Origin of the sequence: Bacillus sp. AFS002410, assembly GCF_002556365.1 — a bacterium.
Classification (GTDB): Bacteria; Bacillota; Bacilli; order Bacillales; family Bacillaceae_G; genus Gottfriedia.
The window spans coordinates 367,836-393,037 of record NZ_NUEU01000009.1 but is presented as its reverse complement, the minus strand read 5'-3'; the positions used below and the strand labels follow the sequence as shown (position 1 = coordinate 393,037).

At 34.9% G+C, this 25,202-nt stretch carries 23 protein-coding genes and 1 other annotated feature; of the genes, 15 read left to right on the top strand and 8 right to left on the bottom strand.

Annotated features, from left to right (window positions below; all coding sequences use genetic code 11):
- From nuoN to spoIID, 5 genes are all read left to right on the top strand, one after another.
- A complete protein-coding gene (gene nuoN, locus CN692_RS09505) occupies positions 1-1,497 on the top strand; it encodes an NADH-quinone oxidoreductase subunit NuoN (protein WP_098118913.1) in 1,497 nt (498 codons plus the stop codon).
- Positions 1,498-1,597: 100 nt separating this feature from the next.
- Entirely contained in the window at positions 1,598-1,834 is a 237-nt protein-coding gene (locus CN692_RS09500; RefSeq protein WP_098118912.1) for a DUF1146 family protein, read from the top strand.
- A gap of 82 nt (positions 1,835-1,916) precedes the next feature.
- Positions 1,917-2,636 carry a YwmB family TATA-box binding protein gene (locus CN692_RS09495; RefSeq protein WP_179865461.1) on the top strand — a complete coding sequence of 240 codons (720 nt, stop codon included), beginning with the start codon at positions 1,917-1,919 and terminating at the stop codon, positions 2,634-2,636.
- Positions 2,637-2,668: 32 nt separating this feature from the next.
- Positions 2,669-3,973: a UDP-N-acetylglucosamine 1-carboxyvinyltransferase gene (gene murA / locus CN692_RS09490; protein WP_098118910.1), complete on the top strand. Its 1,305-nt coding sequence runs from the start codon at positions 2,669-2,671 to the stop codon at positions 3,971-3,973.
- 278 nt (positions 3,974-4,251) lie between these two features.
- Positions 4,252-5,265, top strand: a complete 1,014-nt coding sequence (gene spoIID, locus CN692_RS09485) for a stage II sporulation protein D (RefSeq protein ID WP_098118909.1) — start codon at positions 4,252-4,254, stop codon at positions 5,263-5,265.
- Positions 5,266-5,471: 206 nt separating this feature from the next.
- Here spoIID and CN692_RS09480 read toward each other — a convergent pair whose 3' ends face one another.
- On the bottom strand, positions 5,472-7,094 hold the full coding sequence (locus CN692_RS09480; protein ID WP_098118908.1) for a peptide ABC transporter substrate-binding protein: 1,623 nt from the start codon (positions 7,092-7,094) through the stop codon (positions 5,472-5,474).
- Positions 7,095-7,145: 51 nt separating this feature from the next.
- Positions 7,146-7,441 (bottom strand) — a binding site (T-box leader).
- 323 nt (positions 7,442-7,764) lie between these two features.
- On the opposite strand from CN692_RS09480, the gene CN692_RS09475 reads away from it, so the two are divergent.
- From CN692_RS09475 to CN692_RS09445, 7 genes are all read left to right on the top strand, one after another.
- Positions 7,765-8,559 carry a M23 family metallopeptidase gene (locus tag CN692_RS09475; RefSeq protein ID WP_179865462.1) on the top strand — a complete coding sequence of 265 codons (795 nt, stop codon included), beginning with the start codon at positions 7,765-7,767 and terminating at the stop codon, positions 8,557-8,559.
- A 279-nt stretch (positions 8,560-8,838) separates the two neighbouring features.
- Positions 8,839-9,108 (top strand): sporulation transcriptional regulator SpoIIID, encoded by a 270-nt coding sequence (spoIIID, locus tag CN692_RS09470; RefSeq protein WP_025569002.1) that lies wholly within the window; start codon positions 8,839-8,841, stop codon positions 9,106-9,108.
- Between the two features lie 158 nt (positions 9,109-9,266).
- A complete protein-coding gene (locus CN692_RS09465) occupies positions 9,267-10,268 on the top strand; it encodes a rod shape-determining protein (RefSeq protein ID WP_098118906.1) in 1,002 nt (333 codons plus the stop codon).
- Between the two features lie 527 nt (positions 10,269-10,795).
- A complete protein-coding gene (locus tag CN692_RS09460; protein ID WP_098118905.1) occupies positions 10,796-12,130 on the top strand; it encodes a UDP-glucose dehydrogenase family protein in 1,335 nt (444 codons plus the stop codon).
- A 283-nt stretch (positions 12,131-12,413) separates the two neighbouring features.
- The gene (locus CN692_RS09455; RefSeq protein WP_098118904.1) at positions 12,414-13,937 is read left to right on the top strand and encodes a spore germination protein; all 1,524 of its coding nucleotides are present in this window, start codon (positions 12,414-12,416) and stop codon (positions 13,935-13,937) included.
- A 3-nt stretch (positions 13,938-13,940) separates the two neighbouring features.
- Positions 13,941-15,122 (top strand): Ger(x)C family spore germination protein, encoded by a 1,182-nt coding sequence (locus tag CN692_RS09450; protein WP_098118903.1) that lies wholly within the window; start codon positions 13,941-13,943, stop codon positions 15,120-15,122.
- 17 nt (positions 15,123-15,139) lie between these two features.
- Positions 15,140-16,252: a GerAB/ArcD/ProY family transporter gene (locus CN692_RS09445; protein WP_179874403.1), complete on the top strand. Its 1,113-nt coding sequence runs from the start codon at positions 15,140-15,142 to the stop codon at positions 16,250-16,252.
- 27 nt (positions 16,253-16,279) lie between these two features.
- On the opposite strand, the gene CN692_RS09440 is transcribed toward CN692_RS09445, so the two are convergent.
- From CN692_RS09440 to CN692_RS09425, 4 genes are all read right to left on the bottom strand, one after another.
- Entirely contained in the window at positions 16,280-16,543 is a 264-nt protein-coding gene (locus tag CN692_RS09440) for a hypothetical protein (protein ID WP_098118901.1), read from the bottom strand.
- A 295-nt stretch (positions 16,544-16,838) separates the two neighbouring features.
- Positions 16,839-18,254, bottom strand: a complete 1,416-nt coding sequence (locus CN692_RS09435; RefSeq protein WP_098118900.1) for an amino acid permease — start codon at positions 18,252-18,254, stop codon at positions 16,839-16,841.
- On the bottom strand, positions 18,251-18,874 hold the full coding sequence (locus CN692_RS09430; RefSeq protein WP_098118899.1) for a YitT family protein: 624 nt from the start codon (positions 18,872-18,874) through the stop codon (positions 18,251-18,253). The genes CN692_RS09435 and CN692_RS09430 overlap by 4 nt, the downstream gene beginning before the upstream one ends.
- Positions 18,855-19,994 carry an aminotransferase class V-fold PLP-dependent enzyme gene (locus CN692_RS09425; protein WP_098118898.1) on the bottom strand — a complete coding sequence of 380 codons (1,140 nt, stop codon included), beginning with the start codon at positions 19,992-19,994 and terminating at the stop codon, positions 18,855-18,857. The genes CN692_RS09430 and CN692_RS09425 overlap by 20 nt, the downstream gene beginning before the upstream one ends.
- A gap of 68 nt (positions 19,995-20,062) precedes the next feature.
- Here CN692_RS09425 and CN692_RS09420 point away from each other — a divergent pair, with 68 nt between their 5' ends.
- Both CN692_RS09420 and fabZ read left to right on the top strand, forming a co-directional pair.
- The gene (locus CN692_RS09420) at positions 20,063-20,698 is read left to right on the top strand and encodes a Crp/Fnr family transcriptional regulator (protein ID WP_098118897.1); all 636 of its coding nucleotides are present in this window, start codon (positions 20,063-20,065) and stop codon (positions 20,696-20,698) included.
- 399 nt (positions 20,699-21,097) lie between these two features.
- On the top strand, positions 21,098-21,520 hold the full coding sequence (gene fabZ / locus CN692_RS09415) for a 3-hydroxyacyl-ACP dehydratase FabZ (RefSeq protein WP_098118896.1): 423 nt from the start codon (positions 21,098-21,100) through the stop codon (positions 21,518-21,520).
- 354 nt (positions 21,521-21,874) lie between these two features.
- Here fabZ and CN692_RS09410 read toward each other — a convergent pair whose 3' ends face one another.
- Together CN692_RS09410 and CN692_RS09405 are read right to left on the bottom strand one after the other, a co-directional pair.
- Complete coding sequence (locus tag CN692_RS09410) at positions 21,875-23,275, bottom strand: radical SAM protein (RefSeq protein ID WP_098118895.1); 1,401 nt, start codon at positions 23,273-23,275, stop codon at positions 21,875-21,877.
- Positions 23,247-24,002: a prolipoprotein diacylglyceryl transferase gene (locus CN692_RS09405; protein WP_098118894.1), complete on the bottom strand. Its 756-nt coding sequence runs from the start codon at positions 24,000-24,002 to the stop codon at positions 23,247-23,249. Before CN692_RS09405 ends, CN692_RS09410 begins: the two co-directional genes overlap by 29 nt.
- Positions 24,003-24,140: 138 nt before the next feature.
- On the opposite strand from CN692_RS09405, the gene CN692_RS09400 reads away from it, so the two are divergent.
- On the top strand, positions 24,141-24,428 hold the full coding sequence (locus tag CN692_RS09400) for a hypothetical protein (RefSeq protein ID WP_098118893.1): 288 nt from the start codon (positions 24,141-24,143) through the stop codon (positions 24,426-24,428).
- Between the two features lie 224 nt (positions 24,429-24,652).
- Here the strand turns inward: CN692_RS09400 and CN692_RS09395 are convergent, their stop codons facing one another.
- Positions 24,653-25,171, bottom strand: a complete 519-nt coding sequence (locus CN692_RS09395; RefSeq protein WP_098118892.1) for a GrpB family protein — start codon at positions 25,169-25,171, stop codon at positions 24,653-24,655.
- Positions 25,172-25,202 lie beyond the last annotated feature (31 nt).

Genomic DNA, 25,202 nt, shown 5'->3' with positions numbered 1-25,202 from the left:
ATGACATGGAAAGCATTATCTGATTTTCAATGGGGAACTATGGGTCCTGAGATTATTCTAGTAGCTGCTGCGCTTCTTCTATTAATCCTTGAGCTTATACTACCTAAAAATGTAAATCGTAAAATAGTCGGTTGGATTGGCTTACTTAGCGTTGTTGGTTCATTTGTATGGTTAATCACACTATATTCGCATAAACATACAAGTCTATTAGCCGGATCTTTCAAACTAGACTCGTTTGGGCTACTATTTAAATCTGTTTTATTAATTGGAGCAATCTTAGTCTTATTACTTGCTTTAGGAGATAAAACAATTGCAGAGCGATCAGAATACTATACGTTATTTATCACTGCCTTAATTGGCGCGATGTATATGGCTTCAAGTAGCGATTTAATTACATTATTTGTTGGACTAGAGCTACTTTCAATCTCATCTTACATTTTAGTTGGGATTCAAAAGAGAAGAGAAGGTTCTTCAGAGGCTGCACTCAAGTATGTAATTAACGGTGGTATTTCGACGGCAATCACATTATTCGGTTTAAGCTATACTTACGGCTTAACAGGTACGACTAACATTTCAGAAATGCATACGTTGCTTTCTCAAGGAGTACCGAGTAGTAATGAATTTTTATTAATTCTAGCATTCGTTCTAGTGTTTGTTGGATTATCATTTAAACTTGCATCTGTACCATTCCATATGTGGGCACCAGATGTTTATGAGGGTGCTCCAACTCCAGTAACAGCATTTTTAGCTACTGTTTCAAAAACAGGTGGATTTATCATCGTACTACGCATTTTCTTAGTGATCTTTACAGGTGCGTTATTGACGAAGGAACATAAATCAGTATTTGAAGTAATGCAGCCGGTTATTGCTACGTTAGCCGCGCTATCAATGATAATAGGTAATACAATTGCTTTAAAACAAAGCAGTCTAAAACGAATACTTGCATACTCAGGTATTGCACATGGAGGATATGTTCTAGTTGCGTTTGTAAGTATTTCCCTATTCATGTTTGAGAGTATTTGGTTCTACTTATTGGCTTATACATTTATGACAATCGGAATTTTAACAATTGTTTATAATGTACAACAACAAAGAGGATCAGATTCACTTTCTTCATTTGCTGGACTAGGTAAAACAAATCCATTTTTAGCGGTTATCATGTCAATATTCGTTTTATCGTTAGCAGGGATACCATTAACTGCAGGATTTATTGGAAAGTTAAATATTTTCATGGGGGCTTTTGTCCTAGAAAAAGGATATTTCGTATTAGGTGGAATTTTACTTTTAACTACAGTTGTATCTTACTTTTACTATTTTGGCATCCTTCAAAATATATTCTTTAGAAGTGGTGAAGAACGTAAAATAGTATTGCCAAAGACACATCTTTTCGTTGTTATAGTTTGTGCAGTCTTAACGATTGTATTAGGTATTAAACCATCTTTAGCTTTAGATGTATTTCATAAGCTAGACATTGTGAAAGATTTCTTTATGGCGTAAAATAAACTTAGATTAAAAAGTGTAGGATTACTCCTACACTTTTTAATTTGCAATTAAGAACAAAATTATTTAAAAGATCGAACGAAAAGAGGGCATAAAAATGGAAGCTTTAGTTGGGACAGAAGCGGCATTAGCAATTATTGTCCATTTACTTTTCATTATTTTAACTTGGTGGGCAATAACCGCAATTAAATGGGAAAGTATTATGAAAAAAGGTCATGTCGCCCAAATTCGACTTTTTATGGTGTTATTAACAATTACAATTTCTTCTGCTGTAAGTAGTTTCTTCTTAGACTACCTTCAATATGCAAAAAACATTTCATATTTATTGAAATAATTTGTCAAAAAGTATGTTATAAAACACCGTATAAACCCCTCTTTACCTGTGAAAAATGGAGGTAAGAGAGAGGGGATTTTTTATGAAAAAAACGATCTATTTATTTATAATGATGATTACTTTTGCTACGGTATTATTTTTTAATTGGGGTAAAATCGGTATGGCTGACACGGGAGTAGGCCAATTGAACCGTTTTGCAGATGTATTAAATAAAAAAGACATTTCGGTTACAAGTTGGAATTTGTATGCACGAGAAGCTAAAATGAATACTTCAGTGACTAAAATAATCGGTGATTATAAAGAAAAATTTAAAAATTTTAAATGGACTTATACAGATAATGGTAATAAAATAATTGGTACATTTAACCATAAGTCAATCACAGAAAGAATTGTGGTAACATCTACTAGCAGTAATAGCAGCTATGTAATTTATGAACTGAGTGGGACTAAATGGGACCAACACGCTGAAAAAGAAACAAAAAGTCTTATAAAGAATTCAATGGAAAATATTTTTAGTAAGGAACCTACTATTTTTACTTGTATAAAGGGGACAATGGGTGGTAAACTTGAAGGTGTTTTGCAGGGTATAAAAAATGATTTTTTGGGGACTTTCAAAGCAACAGAAATTGAAGAAATAAAAGAAGGGGCATTCGTCTCTGTTTCAGCATATACTGAACAGTGGAATGACGCTTTGGTTGCAAATGGCAAAAAAATAAATTTACAAATTGCAATTCGTGAAAACAATGTTGATAAATCAACGACAATTATTCTTGGAACACCGATTATAACAGTAGAATATTGATAGATCTATTTTAGGACACGGAGGGGAAAAGTTTGGATAAAATCATTGTCCGTGGCGGGAAACAGCTTCAAGGCACAGTTCGTGTAGAAGGTGCAAAAAATGCTGTCTTACCAGTTCTTGCTGCAGCGCTACTAGCTAGTGAAGGAAAAAATATAATTCATGACGTACCAACTCTATCTGACGTTTATACGATTAACGAAGTTCTTCGTAATTTAAATACAGAGGTTGAGTTCGAAAATAATACAGTAACAGTTGACGCTTCAAAAGATTTATTTGTTGAAGCACCATTTGAATATGTTCGCAAAATGCGAGCATCAATTCTTGTAATGGGACCACTTTTAGCTAGAAATGGTCATGCGCGTGTTGCTTTACCAGGTGGATGTGCAATTGGATCTAGACCAATTGAACAACACTTAAAGGGCTTTGAAGCAATGGGAGCTCAAATTACGGTTGGTAATGGTTTTGTAGAGGCAAAATCAAACGGTCGTTTAAAAGGGGCAAAAATCTATTTAGATTTCCCAAGTGTGGGTGCAACAGAAAACATCATGTCTGCAGCAGCGCTTGCTGATGGAACGACAATTCTTGAAAATGCTGCAAAGGAACCTGAAATTGTTGACTTAGCAAACTTCATTAATTCAATGGGTGGTAAAGTTCGAGGTGCTGGAACAGGCACTATTCGAATTGAAGGTGTGCCAACACTATTTGGTACAACTCATCATATTATTCCAGACCGTATTGAAGCAGGAACTTTTATGGTAGCTGCGGCGATTACGAATGGAAATGTATTAATTGAAAATGCAGTTCCTGAACATTTAAGCTCAGTTGTAGCTAAAATGCGTGAAATGGGTGTAACGATTATCGAAGAAGAAGAAGGTCTTCGTGTAATTGGTACTGACAATTTAAAACCTGTAGACATCAAAACGATGCCTCATCCAGGCTTCCCAACAGATATGCAATCACAAATGATGGCACTTCTATTAAAAGCTACTGGAACAGGCATGATTACTGAAACAGTATTCGAAAATCGTTTCATGCACGTTGAAGAATTCCGTCGCATGAATGCAAATATTAAAATTGAAGGTCGATCAACGATTATTCATGGACCAAATGATCTACAAGGCGCAGAAGTAGCTGCTACCGATTTACGTGCTGCTGCATCACTAATCCTTGCTGGTCTTGTTGTAGATGGATATACTCGCGTTACTGAATTAAAACATTTAGATCGTGGATATGTTAATTTCCATGAAAAGCTTGCTGCACTTGGAGCGGACATTGAACGTGTAAACGAACCAAGCACAGCGGTAGAGGAAGAAACACTTAAAGACTTACAAGCGTAAACTAAAAAACAATTCAAATGCCTGGCACTTTGTGTTACCCCACATAGAGTCGGGCATTTTTGCATTCTCATGCAACTTTCTACTATCAGTTATAGACGGAAACCGTATAAAATATTCTAAAAATAAGAAAAAAATAATATATTTAATTAGAATAATTTAATTTGAAAACAGATCGATATTGTTCTAAATGCTTGTCCATCTGCATAAATTATCTTTAGAAAGGGCAATTAGTTGAAAATTGTCATATAAAGTTGTTTAGGAATGGATAGGAGGAAAATATGAAGTCATTTAAAACATTGGTCACTGCAGGATTAACTACTTGCTCAGTCGTTATTATTATCCCAACATTACTTGTTCTACCATTTCATAGCCATACAGACGGTAGGTTGGTTGATCAGCTACAGAAAAAAGCAAATCAAGTTGCAGCAGCGAACAAAGATGATAATTTAAGTATCTCTGTTTTTAGAACGAAAACACAAAAAGTTGAAAAATTACCAATCGAGGAATATGTTTTAGGTGTTGTGGCTTCAGAAATGCCTGCAAAATTTGAACCAGAAGCATTAAAAGCACAAAGCTTAAGTGCAAGAACATTTATTATCAAGAGATTAAAAGAAGGTAAGCCGCTTGAAGAAGGTGGAATAGTAGATGATACTGTTCAATTCCAAGTCTTTCAGGACCGTGATGATTTAAAGAAAAGATTTGGATCTAATTACGATGTAAGCATAGCAAAAATAGAAAAAGCAGTAAAAGCCACTGAAGGACAAATATTAACATACGATGGACAACCTATTACAGCATCATTCTTCTCTTCAAGTAATGGCTACACAGAAAACTCAGAAGAATATTGGAGCAGTAGTGTACCATACTTAAAAAGCGTACCAAGCCCATGGGATTCTATTGCACCTGACTATATTTCTACAGTAGCATTCTCCATAAGCGACTTCGAAAATAAACTTAATGTTAAAATTAATAAGTCCGACATAGGGAAAGTAACATCAAGAACACAAAGTAAACGTGTGGCAAAAGTAATGTTTGGAAATAAAACGCTAACTGGTAAAGAAATCCGAGAAAAGCTGAACCTACGTTCAACAGACTTTACATGGGAGCGTAAGGGCGACGAAATCATCATCACAACAAAAGGCTTTGGACACGGAGTTGGCATGAGTCAATACGGAGCAAATGAACTCGCAAAACAAGGTAAAACATATGATGAGATTGTTAAGTACTATTACAAGGGAATAGCTATTCAGAAGCTGAGTAAGAACGATTACGAAGCATTAGGGAAGCTTTGACGGATAGATAAATAGGCAGGATTAAAAATGGACTCTTTGGGTCCGTTTTTTTTGCATTTAATTAAAAACCCCTCTAATTAAACTAAAATTAGTCTAATTAGAGGGGGATATGGTATAAAATTGTTCTTGCAGAGTCATTTAATTTAATGAAGTCTACGAATGGAATTGCAGTAATTCAGGTCTAACCGTAGCGGTCTTCGTAATTTTTATCCTTGCTTGTTTGCATACTTATAATAAAAATAGCCTACAAATGGACGAACTTTTATATTTGTTACGTTAGGCTTTTGCAAGTAAACATATCCTGCTTGATAGACAGGAGCAATAGCAGCGTCATTTAGTAAAGTGTCTTCTGCTTTATGAAGAAGCTGGGTTCTTTCAGTTTCATTTTGTAGACTTACTGTGTTAGCTTTCTGTAAGAATTCATCATATTGTTTGTTTTTATAGTTTAATACATTTAAAGCTGATTTAGATGTGAATAACTCTAAATAAGTTGTAGGATCTGGATAGTCAGCACCCCATGTATCTAATGATAGATCATAGTTTCCTTGTTGGCGTAATTCGAATTTTTGCTGTGCAGGCATAACAGTAATATTAACTGTTAAACCTTTTAAGTTTGTTTCTAATTGTGCTTTAAGATATTCACCGATTTTGCGTGAAGTATTACTATCGCTAACTAGTAATGAAATACTAGCTTTTGATTTACCACTCTCTTTTAATGCCTCTTTAAAAAGTGACTTTGCTTTTTCTAAATTAACTGTAGATGGGTGAGATGTTGTGCTAACGAAATCTACACCTTTTGAGCTTTTTACTAAACCTTTAGGGATGATTCGGTCTGTAGGAATTGAACCATCATTTAATAGTGTTGTACTAATATCCTCTTTATTAAAGCCGTTAGCAATAGCTTTACGCATTTTTTGATTTGCTAGTAATGGATTCTTCTGATTAAAGCTAATATAAGACACGATTGGCATTGCTAGTTTATTTAACTCTTTATTACCTTTATAACGATCGATTACGCTAGAATCAATAATTGCTTGATCGAGTTCGCCAGTTTCATATAGATTAACAGCTGTCGAAGTTTCTTTCATAATCTTAACGTCAATTTTATCCACAGATACGTTCTTTTTATCATAGTATTGAGGGTTTTTAGTCATTGTAAATCCAACTTCATGATTCCATTTACTTACTACGTAAGGGCCATTATATAAAGTGGTATTTGCTTCTAGACCATATTTACTACCTTGTTCTTTAACGAATTTTTCATTAAGTGGGAAGTACATTGGTAAACTAGTTAATTGAATGAAATAAGGAATAGGGCGATCTAGTTTAATTTGTAATGTTTTTTTATCTATTGCAGTTACCCCAAGTTTATCCACAGGCAGTTTTCCTTGGTTAATTTCTTTTGCATTTTCAATATCATATAAATCGTATGCAAATTGAGCTTTTGTATTTGGGTCAACTGCACGCTTCATTGCAAAAACAAAATCTTGTGCAGTTACAGGATCACCATTCGAATATTTAGCATCTCTTAAAGTGAAAGTATAAACTTTTCCATCCGCACTAACTTTATAAGACGAAGCTGCTGCTGGAACATATTCTCCTTTTTCATTTGGCATATAAAGACCTTCCATAACACTATTAAGTGCATTTAACGATGGACCATCCAAGGCTAATGAACTATCAAGGCTAACGATATCTGAAGTATCCATTAGGTGTAGTGTATGATCATTTGATTTGCTGGCAGTCTGATTAGACTGTTGTCCACAGCCTGCTAGTGCCAATGTAAGTAATAAAGTAATTGATGCGAAGCTTTTCTTAGTAAATTTCATTTTATCTTCTCTCCTTAATTTTTGGGTACAAAAAAAGAGTCCCCGCCTTATAAAAAGGACGAGGACTCCCGTGGTGCCACCTTAATTAGCCTAAAACCGTTTTAGACTCACTTTGCAGTATCAAAACAAATGCAATGAACTACCTTGTGACAAAAAGCAGTATCGAAACATGTGTTTGAATACCCGTCCCTTTTATCGGTGAGACGTCCGCCAAAGCCTACTGCACAATTAAGGGTTCGGTTTGGGTGCTCAGAAGCCCATTCAAAAATATGTCCGTACTGACTTGCACCAACCGTCAGCTCTCTGAAACATCCATATAATCTACTCTTCTTCATCAACGCAAAAATATATAATGACTGAATTAATTTTTAAAGTTTAAGTTTTTAATACATCGTACAAGCTTGTAGTGTGATTATATTTTGTAAAAAAGAAAAATGCAAGAAAAATATTTTTTCATATTCATAATTGAATTTATTAACTTATCCACAATTATTGTGTATAACCGTTGTGGAATTGTGGATAAATCGCTTTCATTTGTTAATATTTTTATAATAAATTGTGGATTGTTTTCAAATTGTGTTGAAAAATAAGAATTTTGTCGAACTAAAATTTTCTAAATTGCGTATATAATTTCTGGAATCTGTTGACAATGATTGCAGAGGTGATAAGGATGAGAGAGGAACAAAACAAAAAAACTTCTCAAAAGGTTGTTAAGATGTTAAGAAAGCGTTGGGTAGTACCAGCAATTTATTTAGTAAGTGCAGCAGTAATTTTAACGGGTGCGTTATGGTACCAATACAGTAATGCTCCAACTCCAACAAAAACTGGAACTACTGTTGATACAAGAGAGCCAGATGCAATTCCAACTTCACAGCCAGAGGAAAAATTAACTTACCCAGTTGCGAAGGATAAAGAAGTTCAAGTTAAAAGTCACTACTATGATGACTCAGCGTCAAAAGATGAGCAACAAGCATCTTTAATTCAAATGGATAGTAATACCTTTACGATCAATACTGGTATGGATTTAGTTGCAAATGATGGAAAAGAATTTGATGTAACTGCAGCTCTTAGCGGTACTGTAACAAAAGCTCAAAAAGATGCTCAGCTAGGTTATGTAGTTGTAGTAGAAAGTGGTAATGGATTAGTTTCATACTACCAAAGTTTAAAATCTGTTAGTGTTGAACCAGGAACTACTGTTTCACAAGGTCAAGTACTTGGAACTGCTGGTACTGCTATAATCGGTAAAGAAAGTGGCATTCATGTTCATTATGAATTACGTAAAGATGGTGTAGCAATTAATCCAGAGAAATACCAAGGACAAGAAGTATCTTCAATCATTAGTTCTGAAGGGACTAAAAGTGAAGCTAAAGATTCTAGTACAATGAATACTTCTGGAAATGTTTCAGATGATACTCAAGGCGATTCATCTAATACAGATTCAGACCCAACTGATAATTCACGATAATAATTAATCATTTCACAAAGTGCCTAACACATGGGAATCAAACCCCATATGTGTTGGGCACTTGTTTTTTTCTGATAATTGTGCATAGTTAGAAACTTTCCCTAATACAATGTTATAAACCCATCAAAGAGGTGTTTGAGGTGAGGGATCGTGGATTTTCTACCTAGTCAAAATAAGTGTAACTCAGCAGGTCAGTCAGAGCAGGAAAAAAAGCAGCTAAGTCAGTCAAAACGAGTCTCATTTCACGCTTCTCACATCCATTTAGAGGAGGAGAGTAGTGTGCACGATTACATCAAAGAGAGAACGATCAAGATTGGGAAATATATCGTGGAGACGAAGAAAACCGTACGCGTAATAGCTAAAGAGTTTGGAGTATCAAAAAGTACAGTACACAAAGATTTAACAGAACGCCTTCCGGAAATAAATCCAGATTTGGCAAATGAAGTTAAAGAAATATTGGACTATCACAAATCAATTCGTCACTTACGCGGTGGAGAGGCTACAAAGCAAAAGTATCAAAAAGAAGACGTTGAAAAAGTAACGAAATAATGTTTCTGAGCCTTGAAAACAAAATTAGAAATATTTAACCTCCTATTCACAAATAATTAATTACTAAAAGCAGTTGTTTATGGTAAAATTATATTTTGGTATGGAACGTATTCGGGGAACTGCTCATGAGTATAGTGAATAAGGAGGAGCCAAAAGGAATGTTTTCTAAGGATATCGGAATAGATCTTGGTACAGCCAATGTCTTAATACATGTAAAAGGTAAAGGAATCGTTTTAAACGAGCCTTCTGTAGTTGCAATAGAGCGTAGTAGCGGTAAAGTTTTAGCAGTAGGTGAAGAAGCAAGCCGTATGGTAGGTCGTACACCTGGTAATATCGTTGCAATTCGCCCATTAAAAGATGGGGTAATTGCTGACTTTGATATTACTGAAGCAATGCTACGTCATTTTATAAATAAATTAGATGTAAAAGGTTTTATGTCAAAACCGCGTATTTTGATTTGTTGTCCAACAAACATCACATCTGTTGAACAAAAAGCAATTCGTGAAGCTGCTGAAAAGAGCGGCGGTAAACAAGTTTATCTTGAAGAAGAGCCAAAGGTTGCTGCAATCGGAGCTGGAATGGATATATTCCAACCAAGTGGTAACATGGTAATTGATATTGGCGGTGGGACAACCGATGTCGCTGTCTTATCGATGGGAGATATCGTCACCGCCTCTTCAATTAAAATGGCAGGGGACAAGTTTGATATGGAGATTTTAAACTATATCAAGCGTGAATACAAACTGCTTATTGGAGAACGTACTGCAGAGCAAATTAAAATTGAAGTAGGTACTGTTTTCCCTGGTGCTAGAAATGAAACAATCGATATCCGTGGTCGTGATATGGTAACTGGTTTACCTCGTACAATTACTGTACAATCTGATGAAGTTCAAAGAGCATTAAGTGAACCAGTTTACTTAATTGTACAAGCTGCAAAAACAGTACTAGAACGTACACCACCTGAATTATCAGCTGATATTATTGATCGTGGAGTTATTCTAACTGGGGGCGGAGCGTTACTTCATGGTATAGATACTTTACTTGCTGAAGAATTAAGAGTTCCTGTTTTCATTGCTGAAGACCCAATGCAATGTGTTGCAGTTGGTACTGGTATTATGTTAGAAAACATTGATAAGGTTCCGAGCCGTTACTTAAAATAAACATCTCTGAGCCTATCCGGAGTGCACCCCAAATGTTAGACATTGTCTAAGATTTGGGGTGCACTTTTTATGTATTAAGGAAAATCGACGTAGTTTTATAAGTATATGTGATCTTCGCCTAAAAACTCGCCAATTGGCGAGTTTTTTTTATGTCTAAATTTAAAGTGAAGATTCGTTTTTGTTATAAAAATGTTTAGGTTTTGTAAAATTAATACGAACTAGAAGGTAGTCATGTTTGCGATAGAGAAAAGGAATGTATCATGTTATTGATTAAATAGCCATTTATAAAATTAAATTAAAGAAATTGTAAATCGAGAATTGGCTAGGCCCTTTATACATATGTTTTAAGGACTTAAAGCTCTCAAACTTCTAGTTTATAGAAATAAAAGTTATGAAAAATAAATCTCGATCAAAAGTAGACCAATAGAAATATGAACCGTAATTAAAAGCAAATTTAACAATCATATAGATTTTACATAAGTAGTGTTTTTTATCTTTATAGAACTTTTATAGGATGGAGATGAAACATGACGCGCATTGTTGTTGCTGGTACGGGATATGTTGGCCTTTCAACAGGAGTTTCATTTGCTACAGTTGGTTACAATGTAACATGTGTTGATATTGACTATGAAAAAATTAATTTGCTCCAAAAAGGTATTTGTCCAATTTTTGAACCAGGCTTGCAAGAAGCATTAGTAGAAAATATATCACTTAAGAGGATTAAGTTTACGACAAATTATCAATTAGCTTATAGTCAGGCAGATATCATATTTATTGCAGTAGGGACGCCAGAGCTTCCAGATGGAACAGCGAATTTGAGTTATTTAAAAGTGGTTGCAAAGGATATTGCAATGAATGCTAAAAGAAATCTTATGGTTGTCATTAAAAGCACGGTACCTGTTGGAACGAACGAGATTGTTAAGGAAATTATGAACGAAAATGCACTACAGCATTTAAACATTGACGTCATCTCAAATCCAGAGTTTTTAAGGGAAGGGTCTGCTTTATACGATCTATTTAATGGAGATCGAATTATCATTGGTTCAGAGAGTCAAGCTGCGACAGAATTGGTTGAGGAATTATATAAACCATTTAACCTACCTATTTATGTAACAGATGTAAGAAGTGCAGAGATGATAAAGTATGCTTCGAATGCTTTTTTAGCTACTAAAATCAGTTTCATAAATGAGATTGCTATGGTTTGTGAAAATTTAGAAGCTAATGTTGAGCATGTTGCAAAGGGGATTGGGTTAGATCATAGGATTGGTTCAAAGTTTTTAAATGCGGGGATTGGATATGGCGGATCTTGCTTTCCAAAGGATACGACTGCCTTAGTGAAAGAGGCTGAGTTAGTTGGTGTAGACTTAAAGTTGTTAAAATCAGTCATTACTATAAATAACCAACAGAAGCTTAAATTATTTGAAGTTGCAAAATCTATTTTAGGTGATTTGACTAATAAAGAAATTTCATTGCTTGGAGTTAGCTTTAAACCGAATACGAATGATATACGACATGCCCCATCGATTACGTTAATTAACCAGTTCTTGAAAGAAAATACTAAAATTACAGTATATGATCCATGTGCTTTACCAGAGTTAAGAAAGGTTTTCGGTAACTCCATAAGCTATTCAACAAATATTGAACATGCCATTCTTGATAAAGAAGCTACATTAATTTTGACGGAGTGGGAAGAAATCTTACAATTCGATCTCCAACTATATGAGGAATTTATGAAAGTACCACTAATAATTGATGGACGTAATTGCTTTGAACTAGATAGAATTAAAAACACAAATATTCACTATTACTCAATCGGTCGACAGGCTGTAAATCCTTTGTTAAAGCTTATAGGAAAATTTTAATGCTTATTGATTAACCATTTAAAACGGAAAGTATAGACTTTTGAAAAAGTTGTATAACTTGGTGTGCTGTGAGGGCAAAACCAAGAAAACACAAGCGAACTAGTGTGGGAAATTAAATATGTTTATTTTATTAATGAAAAGTGGCGTCTCATTGAGATGGCCACTTTTTTGGTGCGCCAAGCATGTGGAAAAAATAGATTGGTTTAGAAAACAATACATTAAATGAAATAATTTGGAAAAAGTATAAGAATAATAAGCCATGATAATGGGGCGGTGGTAAAACATGTTTAATTACAAAGAAACCAATAGTGCAGCAACTAATAAAAAAATTCCATTTCAGAGTAATATATCACGTTCTTTAAGTAAGGACATTTTAGAAAATATAAAAAGAATTAAAGACGATTTTGGTGATAGCTCCGATTTGGTCATTCGTCACGAAACCCTTGGCGAAGGTATGCAATATTCTTTTGCAACGATTCATATTGACGGAATTTCAAATGAGAAGCTAGTGAATGATGGAATAATCGATAAAATCGTGAAAATTAATAGGGAGAAAGAAACAACTCTGTCATTAACAGATTTAGAAAATGGATTAAAGAGCGTGATTGCTGTTTCAAGTTTAAAATCACAATCAAGTTATACAAATCTTTTATCAGGATTATTAATAGGAGACACTGTTATTCTTTTGGATCACGATAGTAATTTCTTAGTTGCTTGTACAAAAATGGTGCAAACTAGAAGTATATCAGAACCATCAACTCAAACTGTAATTAGAGGGCCAAAGGATAGCTTCACGGAAAGCTTACGTACAAATACATCTCTTATTCGAAATAGAATTCAGCATCCAGCATTACGGATTGAGTCGTTGAAAATAGGCGAAATAACTAGAACTGATGTAGAGATTATGTATATAAAAGGTATCGTAGATGAAGAGTTATTAAAAGAAGTAAAACATCGTGTAGAGGCAATTAATGTAGACGTAATATTAGAATCAAGCTATATCGAAAACTATATTCAGAACGATCAAAAGACCATCTTTCCTACAATGCTTAACTCAGAGCGACCAGATGCTGTAGTAGGTAACTTATTGGAGGGGCGTGTTGCTATTTTCACAGCCGGAACACCATTTGTTTTGATTTTACCAGCTACGTTTACACAGTTCTTTCAATCTCCAGAGGATTATTACCAAAGCTCATATATAGGTACATTTTTAAGAATGCTACGATATCTATCTTTTTGGGTCGCTTTATTTGCACCCGGAATTTTCATTGCGATTACTTCATTCCATCAAGCCGTAATTCCAACGGTATTATTAGTAAGCTTAGCTTCGCAGCGTGAAGGAGTACCTTTACCGGCAATTGTCGAGGCACTTGGTATGGAGCTGGTTTTTGAAGTGTTACGTGAAGCCGGAATTCGAATGCCAAGAGCGGTTGGACAGGCGCTTTCAATTGTTGGAGCCTTAATTTTAGGTCAAGCAGCAGTACAAGCGGGATTTGTATCTGCGTCGATGGTAATTATCGTATCAATTACAGCGATTGCTAGCTTTACTATTCCTTATTATAATATGTCAATTGCGGCAAGGATTCTTAGGTTTACTTTACTAATAGCTGCGGCTTATATCGGATTATTTGGCATGCTGGTAGGTGGATTAATTATCTTACTTCATATGTGTAGCCTTCGTTCCTTTGGTGAACCTTATTTTGCACCATTTGCGCCGTTCCGTATTAAAAGTCAAAAGGATACAATTTTAGTGGTACCTAGTCAAGGTAATCCAAAAACCATTGATGAGCAAAGAAGCGGTGAATAAGTGATGAAACGAAAATTTATAATCTTAATTCTTATTACTAGCTTACTTTTAGTGAGTTGTTCTAACTATAAAGAACTAAACAGTGTTTCAATCGTGGTCGCTATGGGAGTCGACTATTTGCCTAAGGATAACCAATATAATATGATTCTTCAAATCATTAATCCGAGTGCGATTGCAACTCAGACAGGTTCGATTGGTACACCCATTATTTCTTTACAAGATAAAGGTAGAACAATTTCAGAAGCAGCACGAAATATAACGAGAAGTGTCTCGCGTTCAAATATCTATTCACATGTTGCACTTGTAGTGATCGGTGAAAAATTAGCAAAAGAAAAAACATTAAACTATATTTTTGATGTATTCGAGAGAGATTCAAAAATTCGAGTAAATATTCCAGTTATTATTGCGAGAGATGATAGCGTGTATAAGGTATTAAATAATTTACCGGCACTTGATAAATTACCAGCTAAATCAATCGTAGGTAAAATCAAAAATACATCTTCGCTTTTAGGAGAAAACCAAGAAATTCAAATGCGCCAAGTGATCTCTGCTCTCTCAAGTAGTGGTAGAGAACCGGTCATCAATGGAGCAACCTTAGAAGACGAGAGTGATACATCGGAAACACTTGATAATTTTTCGAAGGTAAAATCATCTTATAACATGATAAATGGGCTAGGGGTCATAAAAAAAGGGCGGTTAGTAGGTTGGCTAGATGGTCCTCCAGCGAAATCTGTACAAATGATTGATAATGTAATTAAGGAAACAAATGTACAAATAAAATGCAGCAAAAATGAGTTTGACTCGATGGAGATCACTCGTATGAAAACGGCCACAAAGATCAAGATGAAAGGTGGCATACCTATCATTCACTTAAATGTAAAAGCCATTGCAATTATTGACGAGGTACTTTGTAATGACAATTTTGATCAAGCAAAAACATTAAAAAAGTATGAAGTTTTAAGTGAGAATGCTGTCAAGCAGACGATTGAAAAAGGAATTAAAGAAGCACAAGGATATGGAGCGGATATTTTCGGCTTTGGAGAAAAGTTACATTTAGCAAATCCTAAATCCTTTAAAAAGTACGAGAAAAATTGGAATGATGAATTTAAAAAAGCAAAAGTGAAAATCGATGTAGACGTTCAAATAAATAATGTAGGTATGAGGAAAAAAGCTTATCCATTTTAGAAAAGAAGGGAATGCTAATGAATCGAAAATTATCAATTGGTGCCTACCAATTCTTTAGTATTATATTTTTATTTGAGATGGGGAGCGCTACTTTAGTAGGACTTGCAGCTGGAGCTATGCAGGATGCTTGGATTAGTGTATTAATCGCTTTGGGTTCTGGATGCTTAATATTTTGTATATATATTAAATTATTTGAAATGTACCCGGAAATACCTTTTACGAAATATATCCAATCTATATTAGGTAAGTTTACCGGTAAAATACTAGCAATGATTTATATTCTATATTTTATCTATATTGGAGCTCGGGTTCTTAGAGATTTTGAAGAACTGCTAGTTATAACACTTTATAATGCCTCCTCACTTATTTCGATTGGCATACTATTAATGTTTTTGGTTATGTATGCGATCTTTAAGGGTTTTGAGGTATTTGGAAGAGCATGTGAGTTGCTATTTGTTTTGACTATTATCATTACAACTACAATTATAGGATTTGAAATGATTGCTGGTTTAATAAAAATAGATAATTTAAGACCGGTATTAGAAGTGGGCTGGAAAAAAATCTTAATGGAGACTTATCCTTTAGCAGTAACCTTCCCATTTGGTGAAATGGTAGTTTTTACAATGCTATTGCCAAATTTAAAGAAGCCAGATTATGCATGGAAGATTGGTATTCCTGGATTAATCTTTGTAGGATTGGTTTTAACACTAATCACAATGCTCAATATATGTGTTTTAGGTGCAAATACGCTACAAAGAGCCACTTATCCTATATTAACATCAGTAAGCTATATTAACATTGCAGATTTTATTCAACGACTCGATTCAGTTCTTGTAGTCATAATGGTTATAGGAGGATTTATTAAAATAGCAGTTTTTTTCTTTTGTGCAGTAATTGGAGCAGGGGACTTATTTAAAATAAAAAAAGCTGATACACTTACCTATCCAATTGCACTGATTATGTTAGTTTGTTCCGTTTGGATGGCTCCCGATTATTTAGAGCATTATAAAGAGGGCTTAGACATTGTACCTTATTTCTTACATATACCATTACAAATCCTAATCCCTCTTGTATTGTTGGTCATTGCATTAATTCAAAATAAAGCAAAAACGAAAGAGAATGCAGCTTAGAACTTCTAAACTGCATTCTCTTTCGCTTTAATTAGTCGTATTTTGATTAGCATTCTGCTCTTGGTTTCGCTTCTTCTTTAGGTTTTTCATATACTGCAAGACAATCTTTGCAATGCCGAATGGTACAGTGAAAAAGAAGATTAAAACATAGTCTTCACCTACAAGCTCGGTTTTACTTAGCTTTATATTTGTTAGTAGATGAGGAAAACTATCACCGTTGTATAGGTCAATCACTTCCAATAAACACATCTCTAGTACGAATAAACATAGAAATACCCAAAATACTCGCAATGCACGCACCCCATTATATAAAGATCCTAATTATCATTATTTTGGTATATGATGGTATCGTTTATTCGGAAAATAAAAGAAACTTAGATCTTTCGATAGTAGAGACTTACGATCAGTTTTAGAGGGCTTCATACTTTTAAAGTTGTGGGAGTAGAGAAGTCGGTGGATCATTGACTGTGACGATAAAAAGACAGATTTAAAAGTTTTTTACTTCTTTTAAATCTGTCTTTATTGTTTTTTTACAAGAACTACTTAACTAAAGTTTAATAGATAATTTCTAACAATATTTCGATGATTAAAGGGCGGATTTATTATTTGAATTAGGCTTGTATAATGTTGATTTTCGATTTTTTTGTACCAAGTAACCAATTGATACGATCAAAATCCAGGGAATACCGATTTTCCACGCTGAATTCCAATCAGGTGAAAATGCCATCGTAATTAAGATACCACTAAGTAAAAGAATTCCGACCCACTGAAGAACTGGAAAGAGCGGTGCTTTAACAGGTAATGGCCCTTGATAATGAAGGTGGACCGTTTTTCTAAAACGTAAATGGCTAATTAGGATTATAAGCCATACTAGAATTCCACCAAAGATAGAGATTCCGAATAATTTGTTAAAAGTATCCGGATAGTACATAGATAGGACACTTGCTATTAATACCCCGCAGCTTGATATGAATATTGCTGTTACAGGTGTACCATTTTTAGATAAATTCCCTAATGATTTTGGGGCATATTCACCGCGAGATAATGAAAATAGCATACGTGATGTTAAATATAAATTTGTATTCATACTAGATAATGCAGCTGTTAAAATAACAAAGTTCATGATTCCGGCAGCATACTTCACTCCAGAGCTCTCAAAGATTTTTACAAAGGGAGATCCAGAAACCTGGTGGGCACCTGCTTGCATCCAAGGAACTACAGCAACTATAATACCTAATGATAATATATAGAATAGAAATAAACGTAATACCATACTCTTCATTGCTTTAGGGATTGCTTTATTTGGATCCTTTGATTCCCCGGCTGTAACTGCAACAATTTCGACGCCATAAAAACTAAAGATTGCCATTAACACTGCCATCCAAACTCCTTTAAAACCATTAGGGAGGAAGCCGTGTTGATCTGTATAATGGTGAAATCCGATAGAGTGCGTGTGACCAATTCCGAAAAGAAGCGAAATACCAAATATGATGAACAATACAATTGCTACAACTTTAATCATGGCGAACCAATACTCTATATGGCCAAAGTTTGCAACGGATCTACTATTTATAAGGACAATCGCTACACCAAATCCAAGTGTCCATAACCAAACAGGAATACTAGGAAACCAATACTGCATATAAAGGCCAACTGCAACGGCTTCTCCGCCAATTGCAATAACTTGTGCAGCCCAATATGTATAGCGTATTAGAAAGCCAGCCCAAGGGTTTAAATACATTTCTGCATAAGTTCCAAATGAACCTGCTGTTGGATGCACAACAGCCATTTCAGATAAACTAAACATCATTATAACTGCAATGAACGCAGCGATAATATAACTTAGAATTACACCTGGTCCTGCATATCCTATTGCTATACCACTTCCCATAAATAAACCAGTACCAATTGCCCCGCCAATTCCAATCATGGTAAGCTGGCTGCTAGTAAGCGAACGATTAAGTCCTCCTTCTCGTTCAATTAAAGTTTTATTTTCATTCATATTGTTTCGCCACCTTTCTTAAATTGTTTACTAAGTTTCAGCGTCCAATCGACACTTTTTCCGGCGAGTAGCATACTAAAAAATGTGAGGAAAGTTTGCTGTAATCCACCTCCGATTAAAGAACATAATAGGACACTTCCGTTTATGATCATCATCGTTTTCCCAATCGAAAAAGTAGGGTATTTTCGATTGATAACTACACTGGCTATATCAAGACCTCCAGTTGTACCACCTGCTAAAATAACGATTCCAATACTAACCCCTGACAGTAAACCCCCAAGCAGGCATCCTACTATCGGAATGTGCAACCCAGGCAGTGAAGCAAATAAAGATAAGAAAAGTGATAAGCTACTCATTCCGATTAAACTTAAGAGTGCAAAAGCTGCACCGACTGCTTTGTATCCAATCAAAAAAAGAGGAATGTTTAATAAAAAATAAAGAAGTCCGAGTGGAATAGGGATAACTTTAACAAGCATCATACTAATACCACCAAGTCCTGGTGCAACAATACCGTTTGGTAATTGGAAGATATAATAGGTTAATGCGACTAAAATTGTTCCACCAATTACTTTGATTGCACTTAGAAAATATTCTTTATCGTTAGCCGTTATTGATTGCATCGGCAATCTCCTCGAGCGCACGTACTACTTCTTCATCCGTATTGTAGAAATGAGGTGCTACTCGTAAAACATCATTTCGAGCTGAGACAATTATATTTTTTCTTTTTAAATATTGCTCAATGGCAGAAGCTTGATCTACCCGAATTGCAGTGTTACTGCCCTTTATGGATAAATCAGTTGGACTAACTACTGTCAACCCAAGCGTTTGAGCGGTTTCTATTGCAACTCTTGATAAATAAGATAGGTAATCTTGTATAGCCGATACGCCAATTTGGTTTAATAAAGAAATACCCGCTTCAGCTGCATAGGCATTTATCATCATTGGAGTTCCAGTGTCAAATCGTCTTGTTCCTTCAGCATAATCAAGGAGACGAGGATTAAATGCAAATGGATTTACGCGACTAAACCAACCAGTCGTAGGGGGATTTAGTGCATCTGCTAACTCTTTTCTTACATATAAAAAGCTAATTCCAGGAATACCTAGTAAAAATTTTTGTGCACCTGTTGCAAGTGCATCGATTCCCATTTCTTTTACATCTATTGGAACACTTCCCGCAGATTGATAGGCATCAACAAATAATAGTGATCCATTTGCTTTCGTAATATTTGATATAGCTTTTATATCCTGAATAAACCCATTATAATAAGACACATGTGACACAGATGTGATAAGGGTGCTCGAATCTACTGCTTTTTCATATTGTTCGATTTGAATTTGATGAAGGTTTTCTTCTAAAAATGTGACGTTTGCCCCGCGTGGTACTTGGGATAGCCAAACGTGACCAATACATGGAAAGTCGATATCCGTTGTAACAACTTTATTCCGTTTTCCAGAAAAATCCAATGATGATGCGAAAGATGAAGCAGCATCGGATACACTTGATAGGACGGCGATTTCATCAACAGAAGCATTTATTAAAGTAGCGAAGGCAACTTTTGCTTCATGGACTTTATCCATCCAGCCTTCCCAATCCATACCTTTCTCGGTCCAACTCGTTAAATAGGATTGAATCCCTTCCTTCACTGGTAATGAAATGGCACTTTGGGAACAACTTGATAAATGGATTGTTTCCGTTAAGGTTGGAAAAAGTGAGCGTTTCTCATTAAATGTGCTTATCATTTTAATCATCCTTTCACTATTTTGATAGCGTTTTCATTTTTAGACACATAACTAATACGAGGTGACATATGAATCATCAATCCTTATGGTTTGAACAAGGTGAATGGACTGCAACGCCTTTTCTTGAGATAGGTAAAGAATTATCATTTTCACGTGAAATCTTATTGTTTCAACAAGATGAGAGACATCCGTTTGTGTATCTCGTCCTTGAGGGACGGATCCGTATTTATCTGTTATCGCCTAATGGAGCTGAACGTCACTTATATATCGTTGGTCCTGGAAATATAATAGGAGAATCAAATGTATGGGTAGATGAAGCATTTGGCTACAATGCATCTACATCATCGACCGCACGTGTCCTACGAATTCCAAAATCATCCTTTTATGATATCGTTATGAGTGAGCCAACACTCATTCAAAAAGTCCTAAAATCATTAAGCAACAAACAATCAGCATTACTTCTCCAAACGAAGCTAATGAGCTTTTCGGATGTAGGAGAACGTGTCTTAACAATGTTGAGACAGCTTGCATCCTCATATGGAAAGGAAACTACTAAAGGTATAACGATATCGATTCCATTCACTCATCAAGAACTAGCCTATGTGGTTGGTTCATCACGAGTAAGCGTTTCTTATGTCATGAATGAATTATGCGAAAAAGGAATTATCGAGAAACAAAATGGACGATATACATTACTAACCTAGGCGCATTAACACTTCTTGTTCTACCTTAATCTTAAGAAATTCTGATTGTTTAATCTGTCAAATGCTTTACAAAATATCTTATTTTTAAAAATTTTCTGTAAATATAAATGATGCGTAAGCTTAAATACAATTGAAGGCTAAAAATGAATTTATTTCTTGCTAAAATTTAAATGTGGACGAGTCAGCAATAGTAGATATAACGAATATTTAGTAATTATGACGATCAATAGTTAAACTATTTTAGAGCCTGTTTACTGACGATTATAGTTAAAAAGAACGGTTTGCGTTAACTTACAAAATAGGATAGTATATTATTGATAGCGCATAGAAGCTGGTCTTAAGACTTGCTTCTTTTTTATTAACATAATGAATTTATACAAATTAGGAGGACTACATAATATGTTAGATATTAAAGCAATTAAAGAAATTCTTCCTCATCGTTACCCATTTTTATTAGTTGATCGAATCATTGAGCATGAAGAAGGTAAACGTGCGGTTGGGATTAAAAATGTTACAGCTAATGAAGAGTTTTTTAACGGACATTTCCCTGATTATCCAGTAATGCCTGGGGTATTAATTGTAGAAGCTCTAGCACAAGTTGGTGGAGTTGCGGCATTGAGCCTGGAGCAAAATAAAGGGAAACTTGCATTATTTGCTGGTATCGATAACTGCCGTTTTAAAAAGCAAGTAGTACCTGGTGATCAGTTAAGACTAGAGGTTGAACTAGTGAAAATGCGTGGACCAATTGGTAAAGGTAAAGCAGTAGCAACTGTTGACGGACAAATAGCTTGTGAAGCTGAACTTACGTTTGCGCTTAAATAAAAATGATCAGTAAAAATCCTATTTTCAAAATAGGATTTTTTTTATGGAACTGTCTGGACTGCTAATAAAAATGGGAAAAGTGCAGATAAAAAGGCCGAATCTGCAAATAAATTCAGTGAAACTGCAATTAAGATAAGGGAGAACTGCAAATAAATTCAATGAAACTGCAATTTAAATAAGCAAAACTGCAAATAAACTGTGTGCTCTGCAAATAAAAATGATAAAACTGCCATTAAAACAGCTGAAACTGTTAATACAACCATGATAGTAAATAAAAATGGCCAAATCGCAATTAAAATAGCGGAATCACAAATAAAAAAAGCAAACCTCACTCTTATTAAGTGAGGTTTTGTCCTACTTTATGACTTCTTCTCGAAGTGTCTCTAAGTATGCTTCTTTGTCGTCCCTGTAAAATAAATTATATGTATCAAACGGAATCATCTTATCATCAGTCGTAACAAAATGAACGCATGATTTTTTTACGCTACGAACATCTAAATCATAATTATCTTGGAATTTCATTATTAAAACTCGAAATACATTTTCGTATCCCATTCCATTTGGTAAAATAACTTTTGGTAAACAACATAGTAGATCTTTTAAGCCTTGAAACCCACTTTGAGGGGAATGGTTTAAACTAAATAACTTGAAAACTTTGTTACGTAATTCTGCATCACTTTCGAAAACAATTGTATTTCTTTCGCCTTCAAGCAACACATTTTTATCAATGATGCTAGTTAACGGAGTGATTTTACCACCCATTTTTAAAGCATAGCCCATCGCTAAACTATCAGGGTGACATGGTACTGGTATAATATCGTCTTCTGAGTAGAATTCGCTTTGCTTAATAATCTCTTGGCGAACTTCACTAAGTGTTAAGCGTTCAGTTGATGGGTCGTAGTTTTCAGTTCTTCCGGCATGTTGGATAGGCTGAAACGTCACACCACGTACACATTTTTGTTCTGTGCCCCATTTAATGATTTTGCCTATTTCATGATCATTTAATCCCTTTTTTAGGACGGCTACCAGTGTTGTACTAAGATTATATTTATTTAAATTATTAATAGCTTTTTGACGCACTTCTCGTAAATCACGCCCTCGAAGCTCAAGAAGCGTTTCCTCTTCAAAACTATCAAATTGAAGATAGATTTCAAATCCAGGTTTGTAACTTGCCAGTCTTTTTACGAAGGCTTCGTCGGTGGCAATCCTAATTCCATTCGTATTTACCATGAGGTGTTTAATACTTCTCTTCTTTGCCTCATCTAATATTTCAAAAAATTGAGGGTGGATTGTAGGTTCACCACCAGAGATTTGAACTACATCTGCTTCCTTTTCGTTTTTAATAATCGTATCAAACATTCTTTTGATCGTTTCTAAATCTTTCCAAGAATTTCGTTTTGGCGAGCTATCTGCATAACAAATTGGACACTGTAAATTACATACATCTGTTATTTCAACAATACTTAAACAACTATGCTGTTCGTGATCCGGGCAAAGACCACAGTCGTATGGGCAGCCATATTTAATTGGCGTGTTCCATCGATGAGGCATTTCACTAGGTTTAATAAATTCTCTACACAATTGATAATATGGGATATCTGTAGAAATTAGGACTTTCTCCATACCATGATGCATACAGCGTTTTAACATATAAACACAATCATTTTCATATATAATTTTTGCTTCTACTTTTCGTAAACACTTGCTACAAACAGATAGTGTAAAGTCAGTGTACGTATACGGACGATTTGGCACGATATTTTCTCCTTCTTTGATATACAAAATATATAGCGTAATACAATACGCCTATTAAACAGGTTATTTGAATACTGCTCATTTCTTCATATGGCTTGATTGTTGGTTTCAGCCATTCAATACAAAATCTATACAGGAAGTATGAGGCTGAAAAAATAGCAAATTGAAAACCCTCGTATGGTTTTTGTCTGAGCAGGTATTTTATAACGAACAGTAAACAGCATAAAAAAGCAATGTCATAAAGTGAAGTTGGATGACGTTTTACTCCATCGCCTACATCGATTCCAAAAATACTTGATGTTGGAATTCCATATGTATCATCTGTTAAACCGGTCAAGAAGCAACCAATTCTTCCAATACACATTGCTAGACAAAGTGGGAGGACCATATCATCACCGGTTGAACGTGTTTGGTTGCAAAGTTTTTTACTTAACTCGACTCCAATGATACCTCCTAGTAATCCACCTACAATGGTTTTACCTTGAAATATTCCAAATAAACCATGACTATGAATGCTGTGTAACAATTTCGGAATGTCCTGAAGTGAAGCGACAATAAGGCTACCCAAAAGAGAACCTAGAATTGCACCAATTAGCACATAAACGGTTTTTTCTTCACTAATTGTTTCTTTTCGGCGGAACTTAATATATACTCTAAATCCTATAAAAAAGGCTAAACTTTCAAAAACTCTATGTGGATGAAGTTCCATACCAAAAAGCTGAATCATTACAGGTGTGTTTATAGTATCACTTCCTTTTTTATGCCAAAAATTTTATTGTTATGTTGCTAACCCTATGATACTATTTTTCTGAATATTCTACTATCTATATTTATAGGTAGTGCAAAATAGGGAGGAGGGATGAGGTTGTCAGGAAATAGACGTGATCATCATCCAGTTGCTGATTTTTTTAAAGGGTTATTTCTTGGAACTCTCACTTCATTCAGTGGGATCATTGTTACTTTTATGGGAATTGGTTTATTCAGTTTTCCTGTCGCAGCAGGAGTGGTTGTTGCTATACCACTTTTAATTGGCATTTATTTTTGGATTGTCTCAAAAAGAAAGTTCTTTGCTCTAGGTTTTTTTATGTCACTTCCAATTGTATTTTTTATATTCTATTCGATTTGTGGAACCCTTTTTTTGGACGGTATTTGATAAAATTCACTCTCTTTTAGAGGACAAAATATTGAGACTCCGCGTTCGTATCATACCGTGGGTTCTTTTTTGCAAAGCAATATCTTAGACCAACCACTGTATATATCAACTTTGAACTGCCAGAGCAAAAAAAAGCATGCACAAAATAAGTGCATGCCAATTTTTCCTCAAACAAAAGACTTCAAGTCCTACAAACAAAATAAGTTATCTAGATAAATATCAGATTACTTATTAGCTTTTCTCCACTCAATCGCTTTGCGTTCTACTTCCTTCACAAAAGCATCTTTTCCATCCATATATCCATTAATATCCGTTGGGAATTTTTCTGCTAGCTGCGCTTTTAATTCTCCATATGCTTTCATCTCGTCCTCATGTTCTCTTAAATATGCAGGAACTGCTAGATGTCTTTCAATTTCTTTTTCATTATCAATCTGATACATATGCATTTGGTGGGTACGATTTTCGCCACCTTTACGGAAGTATCTCCTACCTGGAAGACCAAACTCGCCAAGTCCCTCATAGCCAATCTCAGCTAATTTATCGTTATACTTGTCTACACTTTCGATGTTTTTAACAATAGGCAACATATCGATAATCGGTTTAGCTTTTAAATTTGGTACAGATGTACTACCAATATGGTGGATCTCAATTAGTTCGTCTTTTAAGATCTCGCGTATTTGTTTTGCTTCTGCTTGAAATAAGTCTTTCCAACTTTCATCATGGTTTTTAACGATTACGTTCATGTGGACCTCCGCTATAAAAATATTAAGAGTA

What these genes read in the sequence shown, in the direction of transcription:
- CN692_RS09495 (WP_179865461.1), top strand. Translation starts at nt 1,917, where the DNA reads ATGAAAAAAACGATCTATTTATTTATAATGATGATTACTTTTGCTACG.
- nuoN (WP_098118913.1), top strand. Translation starts at nt 1, where the DNA reads ATGACATGGAAAGCATTATCTGATTTTCAATGGGGAACTATGGGTCCT.
- CN692_RS09475 (WP_179865462.1), top strand. Translation starts at nt 7,765, where the DNA reads ATGAGAGAGGAACAAAACAAAAAAACTTCTCAAAAGGTTGTTAAGATG.
- CN692_RS09460 (WP_098118905.1), top strand. Translation starts at nt 10,796, where the DNA reads ATGACGCGCATTGTTGTTGCTGGTACGGGATATGTTGGCCTTTCAACA.
- CN692_RS09420 (WP_098118897.1), top strand. Translation starts at nt 20,063, where the DNA reads ATGAATCATCAATCCTTATGGTTTGAACAAGGTGAATGGACTGCAACG.
- CN692_RS09435 (WP_098118900.1), bottom strand. Translation starts at nt 18,254, where the DNA reads ATGAATGAAAATAAAACTTTAATTGAACGAGAAGGAGGACTTAATCGT.
- CN692_RS09395 (WP_098118892.1), bottom strand. Translation starts at nt 25,171, where the DNA reads ATGAACGTAATCGTTAAAAACCATGATGAAAGTTGGAAAGACTTATTT.
- CN692_RS09450 (WP_098118903.1), top strand. Translation starts at nt 13,941, where the DNA reads ATGAAACGAAAATTTATAATCTTAATTCTTATTACTAGCTTACTTTTA.
- CN692_RS09480 (WP_098118908.1), bottom strand. Translation starts at nt 7,094, where the DNA reads ATGAAATTTACTAAGAAAAGCTTCGCATCAATTACTTTATTACTTACA.
- CN692_RS09430 (WP_098118899.1), bottom strand. Translation starts at nt 18,874, where the DNA reads ATGCAATCAATAACGGCTAACGATAAAGAATATTTTCTAAGTGCAATC.
- CN692_RS09445 (WP_179874403.1), top strand. Translation starts at nt 15,140, where the DNA reads ATGAATCGAAAATTATCAATTGGTGCCTACCAATTCTTTAGTATTATA.
- CN692_RS09500 (WP_098118912.1), top strand. Translation starts at nt 1,598, where the DNA reads ATGGAAGCTTTAGTTGGGACAGAAGCGGCATTAGCAATTATTGTCCAT.
- CN692_RS09465 (WP_098118906.1), top strand. Translation starts at nt 9,267, where the DNA reads ATGTTTTCTAAGGATATCGGAATAGATCTTGGTACAGCCAATGTCTTA.
- CN692_RS09405 (WP_098118894.1), bottom strand. Translation starts at nt 24,002, where the DNA reads ATGATTCAGCTTTTTGGTATGGAACTTCATCCACATAGAGTTTTTGAA.
- fabZ (WP_098118896.1), top strand. Translation starts at nt 21,098, where the DNA reads ATGTTAGATATTAAAGCAATTAAAGAAATTCTTCCTCATCGTTACCCA.
- spoIID (WP_098118909.1), top strand. Translation starts at nt 4,252, where the DNA reads ATGAAGTCATTTAAAACATTGGTCACTGCAGGATTAACTACTTGCTCA.
- CN692_RS09425 (WP_098118898.1), bottom strand. Translation starts at nt 19,994, where the DNA reads ATGATAAGCACATTTAATGAGAAACGCTCACTTTTTCCAACCTTAACG.
- CN692_RS09455 (WP_098118904.1), top strand. Translation starts at nt 12,414, where the DNA reads ATGTTTAATTACAAAGAAACCAATAGTGCAGCAACTAATAAAAAAATT.